This is a genomic window from Phycicoccus duodecadis (genome assembly GCF_002846495.1).
In the GTDB taxonomy this organism is placed as follows: domain Bacteria; phylum Actinomycetota; class Actinomycetes; order Actinomycetales; family Dermatophilaceae; genus Phycicoccus; species Phycicoccus duodecadis.
In genome coordinates this window covers 3200570-3215461 of sequence record NZ_PJNE01000001.1, presented here as the reverse complement: position 1 = coordinate 3215461, position 14892 = coordinate 3200570, and the positions used below count along the sequence as shown (strand labels likewise).

Below are 14892 nucleotides of genomic sequence, written 5' to 3'. Positions count from 1 at the left end.
ATGGCAGGCTGGCTCCCACATGTCCGGCGACGTCCTCGACCGCTTCTCCCCCGCCACGTCCGCGTGGTTCCGGGGGAGCTTCAGCGCGCCCACCGCCGCCCAGGCGGGCGCCTGGGAGGCCGTCAGCAGCGGTCACCACGCCCTGGTCGTGGCGCCCACCGGCTCCGGCAAGACCCTGTCGGCCTTCCTCTGGGCCCTCGACCGGCTGGCGGCCGAGCCCGTCCCCGAGGAGCGGCTCCGGCGCTGCCGGGTCCTCTACGTCTCGCCGATGAAGGCCCTGGCCGTCGACGTCGAGCGCAACCTGCGCAGCCCGCTGGTCGGCATCCGGCACGCGGCGGCCCGGCTCGGGCTGCCCGAGCCCGACATCAGCGTCGCGGTGCGCTCCGGCGACACCCCGGCCGACGAGCGGCGCGCGTTCGCCCGCACCCCGTCCGACGTGCTCATCACCACGCCCGAGTCGCTCTTCCTGCTGCTCACCTCGGCCGCCCGTGAGGCGCTGGCGGGGGTCGAGACCGTCATCCTCGACGAGGTCCACGCGCTGGCCGGCACCAAGCGTGGCGCGCACCTCGCGCTCAGCCTCGAGCGGCTCGACGCCCTGCTCGACACCCCCGCCCAGCGCATCGGGCTGTCGGCCACCGTGCGCCCGGTCGAGGAGGTCGCGCGCTACCTCGCGGGGGGCCGCCCCGTCGACGTCGTGCAGCCGCCGTCCACCAAGGAGTGGGACCTCCGGGTCGTCGTGCCCGTCCCCGACATGTCCGAGCTGGGCCAGCCCACCGGTGACCTCTCGGGCGCGGCGTCGGGTCCGGAGCGGCGGGCGTCCATCTGGCCGCACGTCGAGGAGCGCATCGTCGACCTCGTGGCCGAGCACACGTCCACGCTGGTGTTCTCCAACAGCCGGCGCCTGGCCGAGCGGCTCACCACCCGCCTCAACGAGATCTGGGCGGAGCGGGGCGCGGCGGCCGAGGACGGCGCGGCGGCGACCGGCGCGGCGGCGATCGGCGGCGCGGCCGTCCTCGCCCGCGCCCACCACGGGTCGGTCAGCAAGGAGCAGCGCGCGACCATCGAGGAGGAGCTCAAGTCCGGGCGGCTGCCCGCCGTCGTGGCCACGAGCAGCCTCGAGCTCGGCATCGACATGGGCGCGGTCGACCTCGTCGTGCAGGTCGAGTCGCCGCCCTCGGTCGCCTCCGGCCTCCAGCGCGTCGGCCGAGCGGGGCACCAGGTGGGCGCGGTCAGCCGGGGGGTCCTGTTCCCCAAGTTCCGCGGCGACCTGGTGCAGACGGCCGTCGTGGTCGAGCGGATGCTGGCCGGGCAGATCGAGGCCCTGCACGTCCCCACGACCCCGCTCGACGTCCTCGCCCAGCAGGTGGTCGCCATGTGCGCCCTCGACGAGTGGACCGTCGACGACGTGCTGGCCCTGGCCCGGCGCTCGGCCCCGTACTCCACCCTCAGCCGTCCGGTCCTCGAGTCGGTGCTCGACATGCTGGCCGGCAAGTACCCCAGCGAGGACTTCGCCGAGCTACGGGCGCGCATCACCTGGGACCGCCTCTCTGACACCCTCACCGGCCGGCGCGGCGCCCAGCGGCTGGCCGTCACCTCCGGCGGCACCATCCCCGACCGCGGCCTGTACGCCGTGTTCCTGGCCACCGGCGAGGGCCCCGGTCGCCGCGTCGGCGAGCTCGACGAGGAGATGGTCTACGAGTCGCGGGTCGGCGACCTGTTCACCCTGGGCACCAGCACCTGGCGCATCGAGGACATCACCCACGACCGCGTGCTGGTCACCCCGGCGCCCGGCCTGCCGGGGCGGCTGCCGTTCTGGAAGGGCGACTCGCTCGGGCGGCCGGCCGAGCTCGGCCGCGCCGTCGGGGCCTTCGTCCGCGAGGTCGAGGCCCTCTCCCCCGCCGCGGCTCGTGAGCGGGTGATGGCCGCCGGGCTCGACGAGTGGGCTGCCGACAACCTGCTGACCTACCTGCGCGAGCAACGCGAGACCACGGGGCACGTCCCCGACGACCGCACCATCGTCGTCGAGCGCTTCCGCGACGAGCTCGGCGACTGGCGGGTGGCCGTGCACTCCCCGTTCGGCGCGCAGGTCCACGCCCCGTGGGCACTGGCGGTCAGCGCCCGGATGCGCGAGCGGTTCGGCGTCGACGTGCAGGCGATGCACGGCGACGACGGCATCGTGCTGCGGCTGCCCGACCTCGAGTTCGACGACGTCGAGGGGGTCGACCGGCGCGGGGTGGGACGCGAGCTGCTCGACCTCGTCACCCTCGACGCCGACGACGTGCGCACGCTGGTCACCGACGAGATCGGCGGCTCGGCCCTGTTCGCGAGCCGTTTCCGCGAGTGCGCCGCGCGGGCCCTGCTGCTCCCGCGCCGCCAGCCGGGGCGCCGCCAGCCGCTGTGGCAGCAGCGCCAGCGTGCCTCGCAGCTGCTCGAGGTCGCGAGCCGCTACCCCACCTTCCCGATCGTGCTCGAGGCCGTGCGTGAGTGCGTCCAGGACGTGTTCGACGTCCCGGGGCTGGTCGACCTGATGCGCGACGTCGCCGGCCGCAAGGTCACCGTCGTCGACGTCGAGTCGCGCACGCCCTCGCCCTTCGCCAAGTCGCTGCTGTTCGGCTACGTCGCGCAGTTCCTGTACGAGGGCGACACCCCGCTGGCCGAGCGCCGGGCGGCGGCGCTGGCTCTCGACCCCTCGCTGCTGGCGGAGCTGCTCGGCGGCTCCGAGGGGCTGGCCCTGCGCGACCTCCTCGACGCCGAGCAGGTGGCGCGGACCGAGGCCGAGCTGCAGCGACTCACCCCCGAGCGGGCGGCCCGCGACGCCGACGACGTCCTCGACCTGCTGCGGGTGCTCGGGCCGCTGTCGGTCGAGGCGGTGCTGGCGCGGTGCCGCGAAGGCGTCTCGGGCGACGACGTCGAGTCGTGGCTGGCCGGGCTCGGGGGCGCGCGCCAGGTCATCCCGGTCCGGGTCGCGGGCGAGGAGCGCTGGTCGGCCATCGAGGACGCCTCCCGGCTGCGCGACGCCCTCGGCGCCTCACTGCCCCCCGGCGTGCCGCAGACCTTCCTGGAGCCCGTCGACGACCCGCTCGGCGACCTCGTGGCCCGCTACGCCCGCACGCACGTGCCGTTCCATCCGGCCGAGCTGGCGCGCGCCTACGGCATCGGGGTGGCCGTGGCCGCCGGCGCCCTGGCGCGGCTGGTGTCATCAGGGCGCGTGGTCGAGGGCGAGCTGCTGCCCACCGGTGGCGGTACCACCGAGTTCTGCGACGCCGAGGTGCTGCGGATGCTGCGCCGGCGCTCGCTGGCCGCGCTGCGGGCCGAGGTCGAGCCGGTCACCCCGGTCGAGCTCGCCCGCTTCCTCCAGGAGTGGCAGGGCGTGGGCGGCCGGCTGCGCGGGCGCGACGGCGTGGTGCGCGTCGTCGAGCAGCTCAGCGGCGCCGTGCTGCCCGCCAGCGCCGTCGAGTCCCTGGTCCTGCCGGCCCGCGTCGCCGACTACACCCCGGCCCTGCTCGACGAGCTGATGGCCACGGGCGAGGTCCTGTGGTGCGGGCACGGGTCGCTGCCGGGGGACGACGGATGGGTCTCGCTGCACCTGGCCGACTCGGCCCACCTCACCCTCCCGGGGCCCGACCTCGAGCGCGTGCCGTCCGAGACCGGGCTGGCGGTGCTCGACGCGCTCGCCGGCGGGGGCGCCCACTTCTTCCGCTCGCTGTCCGACCAGGTGGGCAGCACCGACGACGAGGCGCTGGCCAGCACGCTCTGGGACCTCGCCTGGTCGGGGCGGGTCACCGGCGACACCTTCGCCCCGGTACGGGCGCTGCTCGCGGGTGGCCGTACCGCGCACAAGCGCAGCACCCCGGGCCCGCGGCGCACCCGGTACGGCTCCCGGCGCGGGCCCCTCGGGGCGCTGGGGTCGGCGCCGTCGCGCCCCGCACTGCCCGCGCGCACCGGGCCCGCCCGGGTCACCGGCCGCTGGTCGCTGCTGCCGCCGGCCGAGGGCGACCCCACGGTGCGGGCCCTGGCCACGGCCGAGCTCCTGCTCGACCGCCACGGCATCGTCACCCGCGGCTCGGTCGTCGCCGAGGACGTCGCGGGCGGCTTCGCGGGGGTGTACCGCGTGCTGGGCAAGGCCGAGGAGACGGGCCGGGTCCGGCGCGGGTACTTCGTCGAGGGCCTGGGCGCCTCGCAGTTCGGCACGGCGGGCGCCGTCGACCGGCTGCGGGCCGGCTCCGGCGGCGACCGCCGTACCGAGCCCGTCCCCGTCGTGCTGGCGGCCAGCGACCCCGCCAACCCCTACGGCGGCGCCCTCCCCTGGCCCGAGCGGGTGGTCGACCCCTCGGCCGGCGACGCCCCCGACGACAAGCGCCGCCGCCACCAGCCCGGGCGCAAGGCCGGCTCGGTGGTGGTGCTCGTCGACGGCGTGCTGGCCCTCTACGTCGAGCGCGGCGGCAAGACCCTGCTCACCTACACCGACGACCCCGGCCTGCTGGGCCTCGCGGCCCGGGCCCTGGCCGACGCCGTGCGCCGGGGCCACCTCGGCCGCATCACGGTCGAGAAGGCCGACGGCGGCCAGCTGCTCGGCAGCGACCACCCGGTCATCGCCGCCCTCGAGACCGCCGGCTTCCACCTCACCCCGCGCGGGCTGCGGATGCGGCGGTGACCCGTGCCCGAGGGTGACACCGTCCACCGCACCGCCACCCGGCTCGACGCCGCGCTGCGCGGAGCGGCCGTGACCCACGCCGAGCTCCGCTGGCCCTCGGCCCCCGACGTCGACCTGCGCGGCTCGACCACCCTCGAGGTCGTCGCCCGCGGCAAGCACCTGCTGCACCGCTTCGACACCGGCTCGACCCTGCACACCCACCTGCGGATGGAGGGCCAGTGGCGCGTCGAGCACCCGGGCCCGCGCACCGACCGAGCCCTGCGCCGCAGCGACCTACGGGCGGCGGTGCTCACCGCCACCTGGTCGGCCGTCGGGCTGCGCCTGGGGATGCTCGACCTCGTGCCCACCGCGCGCGAGGCCGACCTGGTGGGGCACCTCGGCCCCGACGTCCTCGGCCCCGACTGGGACCCCGAGCTCGCCCGCGACCGCCTGCTGGCCCACCCCGCCACCCTGGCCGAGGCCCTGCTCGACCAGCGCACCCTGGCCGGGGTGGGCACCTTCTGGGCCAGCGAGCTGATGTTCGTCGAGAGGCTGCATCCGTGGGCTGCGGCCGCGGGCCTCGACCCCGAGCGGGTCGACCGGCTGATGGCGCGCCTGCACCGGCTGATGGCCGCCGCCGAGGTCAGCGGGTGGCAGGCCAGCACCGGCATCCAGCGCACCGGTGACGAGGCCTACGTGCACGCGCGCTCGGGGCGGCCGTGCCGGCGCTGCGGCGACACCGTGCGGGTCGCGATGGCCGGGGTCGCCCCCCGCGAGCGCACCATCTTCTCGTGCCCCACCTGCCAGGGCGGCCTCGCGCCCACCGACGACGGCCGGCCGCAGCGCCCGCTGGGCAGCAGCCCGGGGCCGCGCGGTGCCTACCGCCGCCGCACCCCCTGACGCGTCGCAGCGCCCCGGCGGGGCCGTCGCGCACCGGTCACGCTGCAGCGCACCGGCCCCACGTGACCGGTGCGGCACGAGGTGAGCGGTGCAGCGCGAGGTCGGGGGTGGCTCAGGCCGCGGAGGCCGAGACCTCGTCGGACGCCCGGGCGGCACCGACGGGGAGGGTGACGGGGGCGCTCATCGTCTCGACGTGCTCGACGCGGTCGCGGACCAGGCCGAGGAGGTCGGAGAGCGTGACCCCGAGGCCGTCGCACACGGCGGCCAGCAGCTCGGAGGAGGCCTCCTTGGTGCCGCGCTCGATCTCGCTGAGGTAGCCCAGCGAGACCGCGGCGGTGCCGGCGACGTCACGCAGGGTGCGCCCCTGGGCCCGGCGCGTCTCGCGCAGGACCTCACCCAGCTCGTGGCGGAGCAGGATCATGGCGCCTCCTCTCGGGTCGTCGGCGGAGCATCCGTGGGACCACCGTACCCCGCCTCCCGGCCCGTGTCCCGGAGGTTCTCGACCTCCGCGGCCACCAGATCCAGGGCGGCGCGGACGCTCTCGCGGCGCACGGTGTCCCGTCCTCCGGAGAACAGGTGGCGCTCGGTCCGTGTTCCCGCGGACGAGCTGACCCCGACGAACACGGTGCCCACGGGCTGCCCGTCGGCGGGGTCGGGCCCGGCGACCCCCGTGGTGGAGACCCCCACGTCGGCGCCCAGCACCCGGCGCACCCCCTCGGCCATGGCCGCCGCGACCCGCGCGTCGACCGCCCCGACCCGGGCCAGCAGCGCGGCATCCACCCCGAGGACGCCGGCCTTGACGTCGGTGGCGTACGAGACGACGCCGCCGCGCACCACGGCCGAGGCGCCGGGCACGTCGGTGAGGGCCGCGCACACCAGCCCCCCGGTCAGGGACTCGGCGGTGGCCACCGTGAGCCCCCGCGCCGTCAGCACCCGCACCAGCCCGGCGGCGGTCACGACGGGCGTTCGCCCGCCCGGCGTGCCGCGCGCGCGGCGCGGGCCGCCCGCTTGCGCGCCGTCCGCTCACTCGTCTCGCGGAGCCGGACCGCCTGCACCAGGTAGTCGACCCCGGTGACGACGGTGACGACGACGGCCGCCCCGAGCAGCCCCCAGGCCAGCGCGTCCCACAGGTGGGGCAGCGGCAGCGTGCTGCGCGGCCAGAGCAGGAACCCGATGCCGAAGGTCTGCAGCGCGGTCTTGACCTTGCCGCCGCGCCCCGCCGCCATCACCCCGTGCCGGATGACCCAGAACCGCACCGCGGTGATGCCCCACTCCCGCACCAGGACGATGGCGGTGACCCACCACGGCACCTCGCCGATGCTCGACAGCCCGACCAGGGCCATCGTCACGAGGGCCTTGTCCGCGATGGGGTCGGCGACCTTGCCGAAGTTGGTGACCAGCCCCCGGCTGCGCGCGAGGTCGCCGTCGATGCGGTCGGTGACCATCGCGACCGCGAACACCGCGAAGGCCGCCCACCGGAGGGTCGGGTCACCGCCGCCGTGGGTGAGCAGCAGCCAGCCGAAGAACGGCACCAGCAGGAGGCGGAAGCCGGTGAGGTAGTTGGCGATGTTCCACGCGCTGGGCCCGGTCTCGGGCACCACCGGGCTCGCCGGGTCGATGCCGACCCGGTAGGGGTCGCTGGCCCGGCCCTCCGCGAGCGGCCCGGGGCGCACGGCCCGCTGGGGGCGCGGAGTCCGGACGGGGCGCTGCGGGCGCTCGGTCATCGGGGCTCCACGAGCAGGTCGACCCCCTCGGCCCCGACGACGACCCCCTCGAGGAAGGTCCCGACGGCCGGGAGGGCGCTGCCCTCGACCCGCACGTGGCAGACGCCGTCGACGTCGGGGCCCTGGTGGTCGGCCCGGCCGACGACGACGGCGTCGTCGTCCTCGTCGTGCTCCTCGACCAGGACGCGGACGCTCTCGCCGACCCGCTCCAGGGCCCGCTGGGCGGTGAGCTCCTCGACCAGGGCGGTGATGCGCTCGACCCGCTCGGCCACGACCTCGTCGGGCAGGTGCGCGTCGAGGGTCTCGCCCTCGGTGCCGTCCTCGTCGGAGTAGCCGAAGACGCCGACGACGTCGAGGCGCGCCTGGACGAGGAAGTGCTCGAGCTCGTCGACGTCGGCCTCGGTCTCGCCCGGGAAGCCCACGATGACGTTGCTGCGCGCCCCGGCCAGCGGCTGGCGCGAGCGGATGCCCTCGAGCAGCCCGAGGAAGGGCTCGGTGCCGCCGAAGCGTCGCATCCGGCGCAGCAGCGGGGTCGAGGCGTGCTGGAAGGAGAGGTCGTACCACGGTGACACCCCGGGGACGGAGGCCATCGCCTCGAGCAGACCGGGGCGTACCTCGGCCGGCTGGAGGTAGCTGACCCGCACCCGCTCGACGCCGTCGATGCCGGTGAGCTCGGGCAGCAGCTTCTCGAGCAGGCCGATGTCGCCGAGGTCCTTGCCGTACGACGTCGAGTTCTCGCTGACCAGGAACAGCTCGCGCACGCCCTCGCCCGCCAGCCAGCGCGCCTCGGCGATGACGTCGGTGGGCCGGCGCGACACGAACGAGCCACGGAACATCGGGATGGCGCAGAACGCGCACCGGCGGTCGCAGCCGCTGGCGATCTTCAGGGGGGCCCACGGCGCGGTGCCCAGCCGGGTGCGCACCACGCCGGCGTCGTGCCCGGGCAGCGCGACGTCGCCGGAGGCGGCCGCGCGGTCGACGGGCGAGAGCGGCAGCAGCCGGCGCCGGTCGCTCGGCACGTGCGAGGCGGGGCGGCCGCCGTCGAGGATGGAGCGCAGGTGCGAGGACATGTCGGCGTAGGAGTCGAAGCCCAGCACCGCGTCGGCGTCGGGCAGCTCGTCGGCCAGGGTCTGCCCGTAGCGCTCGGCCAGGCAGCCCACGGCCACGACGGCCTTGGTGCGCCCGGTCTCCTTGAGGTCGGCGGCCTCGAGGAGGGTGTCGATGGAGTCCTTCTTGGCCTGCTCGACGAAGCCGCACGTGTTGACCAGGGCGACGTCGGCGTCCGCGGCGTCGGCGACGAGGGTCCAGCCGTCGGCGGCCAGGCGGCCCGCGAGCTCCTCGGAGTCGACCTCGTTGCGGGTACAGCCGAGGGTCACGAGCGCGACGCTGCCACGGGTCGCACTGGTCGTCATGCGGCCACTCTAGTTGCGCGGTGGCGTCCGGCCGTCCGCCACCCGTAGGGTCTCGGCATGCGCGGCGACACCGGGGGGACCATCCGCAGCCTGCTCGACCGCCATCCGGTGCTCGACGGCCACAACGACCTGCCCTGGGAGGCGCGCGAGCGGGTCGCCTACGACTGGGACCGGCTCGACCTGGCGGCCGGGGGCCTGCCCACCCACACCGACCTGCCGCGGCTGCGCGAGGGCGGGGTGGGGGCCCAGTTCTGGTCGGTCTTCGTGCCCTCGACCCTCCAGGGCGAGCGGGCCGTCACCGCCACCCTCGAGCAGGTCGACGCCGTGCACCAGATGGTGCGCCGCTTCCCGGGCGACCTGGCGCTGGCGACCACCCGCGGTGAGGTCGAGGCGGCCTGGGCGCAGGGCCGTGTGGCCTCGCTGATGGGCGCCGAGGGCGGCCACAGCATCGACTCCTCGCTGGGCGCCCTGCGGATGCTGTTCGCCCTCGGGGTCCGTTACCTCACCCTCACCCACAACGACAACGTCCCGTGGGCCGACTCCGCCACCGACGAGCCCGTGCTCGGGGGCCTGTCGGCCTTCGGGCGCGAGGTGGTCCTCGAGATGAACCGCCTCGGGATGATGGTCGACCTCAGCCACGTGTCGGCCGACACCATGCGCGACGCCCTGGCCACCACCGAGGCGCCGGTGGTGTTCTCGCACTCCTCGGCCCGCGCGGTGTGCGACCACCCGCGCAACGTGCCGGACGACGTGCTCGAGCGTCTGGCCGGCAACGGCGGCCTCTGCATGGTCACCTTCGTGCCGAAGTTCGTCTCCCCCGCCGTGCGCGAGTGGGACCTCGAGGCCGCCGACGCCGCGGCCGCCGAGGGCATCTCGTCGGCCGACTTCCAGGCCTACACCGCCTTCACCGCGGCCCGGCGCCGCACGCACCCGTCCCCCGCCGCGACCGTCGACGACGTCGTGGCCCACTGCGAGCACGTGCGCGAGGTGGCAGGGGTCGAGCACATCGGCCTCGGCGGCGACTACGACGGCGTCGACGTCCAGCCGGAGGGGCTCCAGGACGTCAGCGGCTACCCGCGCCTGCTCGCCGCTCTCCACGAGCGGGGCTGGAGCGAGGGCGACCTGGCCGCCCTGACCAGCGGCAACGCGCTCCGGGTGCTGGGCGAGGTCGAGCGGCACGCCGCCGAGGTCGCCGCGACCCGGGGCCCGGGGCTGGCGCGCATCGAGGACCTCGACGGGACGCCCGCCTGACCCGTCACTGGCGGGCGCGCATCACCGTGAGCGCGACGAGCCGCGAGATGACCATGGCGACGTACATGACCCCGCCGAGCTGCTCGAGGGTGCCGATCGCCCGGGCCTGCGGCCTGATGGGCACGACGTCCGAGAGACCCACGCTGGTGAGGTTGGCCGCCGAGTAGTAGAGCACCTCGAGCAGGGTGCGCTGCCCCGGCCCGGTGTACGAGGTGAACGATCCCTGCCAGACCTCCTGCACCGCGAGGTAGACGTACGCGAACGCGAACACCAGCACGGTGAAGCACGCGCCGACCGCGAACAGCTCGTCCTTGGTGACCCAGTAGTCCTCGAACATGTAGGCGATGAGGGCGTAGGCCGTGTAGAAGTAGAAGAGGGCCAGGGCCGTGTGCGCCAGTGCCAGCACCGCCGGGGTGTCGGTGAAGAAGCTCGCGACCTCGAAGACCGCGGCCGGCAGCGCGAGGGTGGCCGAGAGCCAGGTCAGGGCGGGGGTGCTGCGCACCGTGAAGACCGCGATGACCAGCGCCGCCAGGCTGAGCAGCGAGATGACCGCGCGCCCGCCGTCGTTGGCCTCGAGGAAGGGCAGCAGCAGGATGACCAGCACCTGCACCGCGAGCAGGAAGGCGGACGGCTGCTTGCGCAGCGTGGCCCGCCACCGCGCGACCCGGGAGGGCGGTTCCTCGCGCAGGTCCTCCCACATGGCCGTCATGGCGTCACGGTAGCCGGTGCCCGTGGAGAATGCCGACATGCCGAGCGCGCTGCTGCTGCCCCTGCTCACCTGCTCCGTGGTGCTGTGGGTGAGCGGGGCCGCGAAGCTGCGCGACCCCGCCTCGCTCGAGCGTGCGGTCGCGTCGCTCGCGGTGCCCGCGCCCTTCGACGGGCGGGCCGCCCGGCGCCTCCTGCCGTGGGCGGAGGTGGCCCTCGGGCTCTGGCTGCTGGTGGCCACCGGGGTGTGGCTGGTGGTCGTCACCTTCGCGGTGCTGGTGCTCTTCGGGACCTACCTGGCCCTGGTCGCCCGGGCCCAGCGCGGGCCCGAGGCGGCCGAGTGCGGATGCTTCGGCGCCCTCGGCGACCAGCGGGTCACCACGGCGACCGTGGCGCGCAACGCGCTGCTCGTGGTGGCCGCGGCGTCGGGGGTGGTGGCGGCGCTGCGCGACGTGTCGGTCCTGACCGCCCTGCTCGCCGGGGCCGCCGCGTGGGGCTGGCTGGCGGCCGCGGCCCTCACCGCCGGCATCGCGGCCCTGGTGACGTGGCGCGCGCCGGACGACGCCGGCGGCGGGGTGGCCGCCCCGACCGCCGGCGACGAGGACGAGTACCTGCGCACCCCCGTGCCCGACGTGCAGCTGCTCACCGAGGAGGGTGAGCTCGTCCTGCTCGGCAGCCGCGCCCGCTTCGCCGCGCAGCTGCTGGTGTTCCTCAGCCCGGGCTGCGGCGCGTGCCTGCGGGTCGCCCCCCTGGTGCCCGGCTGGGCCGAGCGGCTGGCCCCCGTCGAGGTCCATGCCGTGCTGCTCGGCGAGGCCGCCACCGTCGGCGCCCATCCCGAGCTGCGCGGCCACGTCTGGTTCGACCCGCACCGCGTGGCCCACCGCGCGCTGGCTCCTAGCACGCCGTCGGCGGTCCTGGTCGGCACCGACGCCCTCCTCGCGGGCGGCCCGGTGCTGGGCGAGCAGGGCGTGCTGGCCTTCGTCGACGAGGTGCTGGCGCACCTCGAACAGGGGCTGACGCCTCTGGACCCGGAGGACGTCAGCGGCGTCCGGTGAGCTCCCAGGCGTCCTCGCCCGGCTCGTCGTCGTCGCCGTGGTCGACGGCCTCGCGGTAGCGGTCGAGGGCGTCGGCCACGGCATCGCCGCCGTACGCCGGCAGCTGCACCTCGGCGGTGTCGTCGCGCGAGGTCCCGGTCACCGGCGCGGCCGCGGGGGCCGCCGGGGCCACGGGCCCGTGCGGGGCCACGACGTGGCGCTGCACCGCATCGGAGTCGCCGTCGAGGGGCTGGCCGTCGAAGACGTCGTCGGCCTCGGGGACGTCGTCGCCGCGCATGAGGGCCAGGGTGGTCGGCAGGTCGTCGGCCTTGACCAGCACGTCGCGCGCCTTCGACCCCTCGGACGCCCCCACGACCCCGCGGGACTCCAGCAGGTCCATGAGCCGGCCGGCCTTCGCGAACCCGACGCGCAGCTTGCGCTGGAGCATCGAGGTCGAGCCGAACTGGGTCGTGACGACCAGCTCGGTGGCCTGCAGCAGCAGGTCGAGGTCGTCGCCGATGTCGTCGTCGACCTGCTTCTTGGGCGCCGTGACCGTGACGTCGTCGCGGTAGCGCGGCTTGAGCTGGTCGGTGACGTGCTTGACGACGCCCTGGATCTCGGACTCGGTGACCCAGGCGCCCTGCACGCGCATCGGCTTGCTCGAGCCCATCGGCAGGAACAGCGCGTCGCCCTGCCCGATGAGCTTCTCGGCGCCGGGCTGGTCGAGCACCACGCGGCTGTCGCTGAGCGAGGAGGTGGCGAACGCCATCCGCGAGGGGACGTTGGCCTTGATGAGCCCGGTGACGACGTCGACCGAGGGCCGCTGCGTCGCCAGCACCAGGTGGATGCCGGCCGCGCGCGCCAGCTGGGTGATGCGGACGATGCACTCCTCGACGTCGCGCGGGGCGACCATCATCAGGTCGGCGAGCTCGTCGACGATGACCAGCAGGTACGGGTAGGGCGTGATGACCCGCTGGGACCCGGGCAGCGGCTGCACCGTACCGGCGCGCACCGCCTTGTTGAAGTCGTCGACGTGCTTGAAGCCGTACTGGGCGAGGTCGTCGTAGCGGGTGTCCATCTCGCGCACGACCCACTGGAGGGCCTCGGCGGCCTTCTTGGGGTTGGTGATGATGGGCGTGATGAGGTGCGGGATGCCCTCGTAGGCGGTCAGCTCGACCCGCTTGGGGTCGACCAGGACCATCCGGACCTCGTCGGGGGTCGCGCGCATGAGGATCGAGGTGATCATCGAGTTCACGAAGCTCGACTTGCCGGCGCCGGTGGCCCCCGCGACCAGCAGGTGCGGCATCTTGGCCAGGTTGGCGATGACGTAGCCACCCTCGACGTCCTTGCCGACGCCCATCACCATCGGGTGGTCGGTGCCGCGCGCCACCTGGCTGCGCAGGACGTCGCCGAGGCTGACCTTCTCGCGGTCGGTGTTGGGGATCTCGATGCCGATGGCCGACTTGCCCGGGATCGGGCTCAGGATCCGCACGTCGGCCGACGCCACGGCGTAGGCGATGTTCTTGCTGAGCGCGGTGACCCGCTCGACCTTGATGGCCGGCCCGAGCTCGACCTCGTAGCGCGTGACGGTCGGGCCGCGGGTGAAGCCGGTGACCTGGGCGTCGATGTCGAACTGGTCGAGCACGGTGGTGAGCGCGTCGACCACGGCGTCGTTGGCGGCGCTGCGGGTCTTGTGCGGGCTGCCGGGCTCGAGGATGCCGGAGTCGGGCAGGGTGTACGTGATGTCGCCCGCCAGCGAGAGCTGCTCGACCCGGGCCGGGAGCTGGGAGGTGGGCGGCGGCTCGAGGGGTGCCTTCTCGGTGGCCCGCGCGGCGGCGGCCGACTGCCCGGGCGCGCCGGCGGCGGCCGCGGGGACGTCGGCCTCGGTCGGCCGCTTCTGGCCCGGGCGCAGCCGCTTGCCGGTGCGGGGGTCGACCACCGCGGCCTGCTCGAACGGCTCGTCGCCGACGAGCGGGCCCTCGGGCGCGACGTCGCGCGGGGCGCGCCGCTTGCGCGGGGTTGCGGGCTCGGCCTCCCGCTCGGCCGCCGGGGTCGCGCCGGTGAGCCGGTCGGTGACCTCGCGCAGCCGGGCGGGCACCTGGTGCAGCGGGGTGGCGGTGAGGACCAGCACGCCGAAGAGCCCCAGCATGAGCAGCAACGGCACGGTGCCGTAGACCGAGACGGCCGCGGCGAGCGGGCTGGAGGCCAGGAAGCCGATGATGCCGCCGGCCGCCCGCATCCCGTCGGCGCCCTCGGGCGGGGTGGGGATGTCGGCCGAGACGTGCACCAGCCCACAGGCGGCGAAGGCCAGGGCGGTGGTGCCGACGGCCATCCGCGAGGTGGCGCTGTCCTCCTGGGGAGTGCGCAGGACGCGCAGCCCGAACAGCAGCAGGACCAGGGGCAGCGCGTAGGCGACCTTGCCGAAGGTGCCGGCCACGACCGCGTGCACGACGACGCCGACCGCCCCGGGCATCCCCCACCACTCCCGGGCGGCGACGACCACGGCCAGCGCGAGCAGCAGGAAGCCGAGCCCGTCGCGGCGGTGCTCGGGCTCGAGGTCGCGGCCGGTGTCACCGACCTTGCGGGCGACGGCGCCGGTGGCGTGGGCCAGGCCCATCCAGGTGCTCTGGGCGGCGCGCAGCGGCAGCGGCAGCCCCCCGGCGCGGGCGCCGCCCGAGCTCTTGCGCGGGCTCGCCGTGCGGGTCCGCGTCGACGGGCGGCGGGTGCCGCTCCGGGCGCGGGTGCTGGAGGACGTACGGGTCGCCATGGTCCGCAGGCTACGCGAGAGTCACACCGGACTCACGCGTCACACGCGGCACGGCGGCGCGGGTTTCCGGGGCCCGACGCGGAGGTGACCCGCTCGACCCCTGTCGTCGAGCGGGCCACCGTCTGTGGTCCGGGGGCGTGGCCCCTGGGGTGCGTCCCGGCGGCCCGCGGGGGGCTCGGCCCTCCCGTCCGGTCCACCCGGTGCGCGTGGCACCGGCCGGGCCGAGCGGGAGGACCGCGAGAACATCGAGCCTCGCGGACCGCCGTGACGCGGAGCTGGTGGTCGTGGCCTCCTGCTGCCCGACCCTTCGCTCCCGGAGCTTCCGGGCCCTGACCCCCTGCGGTCCTGGCCTGTCGCTCCTGGTGGTGCTGGTGGTGCTGGTGCTGCTGGTGCATCTGGTGCTGCCACCGGGTCCTGACCCCCTGCGGTCCTGACCCGATCCCTGCTGCCCTGCCGGGCCCTGACC

General features: G+C 75.5%; 10 protein-coding genes. 4 read left to right on the top strand and 6 right to left on the bottom strand.

The features are described from left to right. The first annotated feature begins 19 nt into the window (after positions 1 to 19). Both ATL31_RS14890 and ATL31_RS14885 read left to right on the top strand, forming a co-directional pair. The gene (locus ATL31_RS14890) at positions 20 to 4654 is read left to right on the top strand and encodes an ATP-dependent helicase (protein WP_101396619.1); all 4635 of its coding nucleotides are present in this window, start codon (positions 20 to 22) and stop codon (positions 4652 to 4654) included. Positions 4655 to 4657: 3 nt separating this feature from the next. Beyond that, positions 4658 to 5533 (top strand): DNA-formamidopyrimidine glycosylase family protein, encoded by an 876-nt coding sequence (locus ATL31_RS14885; protein WP_101396617.1) that lies wholly within the window; start codon positions 4658 to 4660, stop codon positions 5531 to 5533. A 112-nt stretch (positions 5534 to 5645) separates the two neighbouring features. Here the strand turns inward: ATL31_RS14885 and ATL31_RS14880 are convergent, their stop codons facing one another. From ATL31_RS14880 to rimO, 4 genes are read right to left on the bottom strand one after another with little or no spacing between them, the layout of a single operon-like run. Continuing rightward, positions 5646 to 5954 (bottom strand): helix-turn-helix domain-containing protein, encoded by a 309-nt coding sequence (locus ATL31_RS14880; RefSeq protein ID WP_101396615.1) that lies wholly within the window; start codon positions 5952 to 5954, stop codon positions 5646 to 5648. Further along, positions 5951 to 6490, bottom strand: coding sequence for a CinA family protein (locus ATL31_RS14875; RefSeq protein ID WP_101396613.1), 540 nt, complete (start codon positions 6488 to 6490; stop codon positions 5951 to 5953). Before ATL31_RS14875 ends, ATL31_RS14880 begins: the two co-directional genes overlap by 4 nt. Beyond that, a complete protein-coding gene (gene pgsA, locus ATL31_RS14870; RefSeq protein WP_101396611.1) occupies positions 6487 to 7257 on the bottom strand; it encodes a CDP-diacylglycerol--glycerol-3-phosphate 3-phosphatidyltransferase in 771 nt (256 codons plus the stop codon). Before pgsA ends, ATL31_RS14875 begins: the two co-directional genes overlap by 4 nt. Further along, positions 7254 to 8669: a 30S ribosomal protein S12 methylthiotransferase RimO gene (rimO, locus tag ATL31_RS14865; RefSeq protein WP_101396609.1), complete on the bottom strand. Its 1416-nt coding sequence runs from the start codon at positions 8667 to 8669 to the stop codon at positions 7254 to 7256. The genes pgsA and rimO overlap by 4 nt, the downstream gene beginning before the upstream one ends. Positions 8670 to 8726: 57 nt before the next feature. Between rimO and ATL31_RS14860 the strand changes: the two genes are divergently transcribed. Further along, a complete protein-coding gene (locus ATL31_RS14860; protein ID WP_101396607.1) occupies positions 8727 to 9920 on the top strand; it encodes a dipeptidase in 1194 nt (397 codons plus the stop codon). 4 nt (positions 9921 to 9924) lie between these two features. Here ATL31_RS14860 and ATL31_RS14855 read toward each other — a convergent pair whose 3' ends face one another. Further along, positions 9925 to 10629 carry a potassium channel family protein gene (locus tag ATL31_RS14855; protein ID WP_101396605.1) on the bottom strand — a complete coding sequence of 235 codons (705 nt, stop codon included), beginning with the start codon at positions 10627 to 10629 and terminating at the stop codon, positions 9925 to 9927. A 37-nt stretch (positions 10630 to 10666) separates the two neighbouring features. Here ATL31_RS14855 and ATL31_RS14850 point away from each other — a divergent pair, with 37 nt between their 5' ends. Next, positions 10667 to 11680 carry a MauE/DoxX family redox-associated membrane protein gene (locus ATL31_RS14850; RefSeq protein ID WP_101396603.1) on the top strand — a complete coding sequence of 338 codons (1014 nt, stop codon included), beginning with the start codon at positions 10667 to 10669 and terminating at the stop codon, positions 11678 to 11680. Here the strand turns inward: ATL31_RS14850 and ATL31_RS14845 are convergent. Continuing rightward, positions 11664 to 14426, bottom strand: coding sequence for an FtsK/SpoIIIE family DNA translocase (locus ATL31_RS14845; RefSeq protein WP_101396601.1), 2763 nt, complete (start codon positions 14424 to 14426; stop codon positions 11664 to 11666). The two genes, ATL31_RS14850 and ATL31_RS14845, sit on opposite strands and share 17 nt — an antisense overlap. Positions 14427 to 14892: the final 466 nt, after the last annotated feature.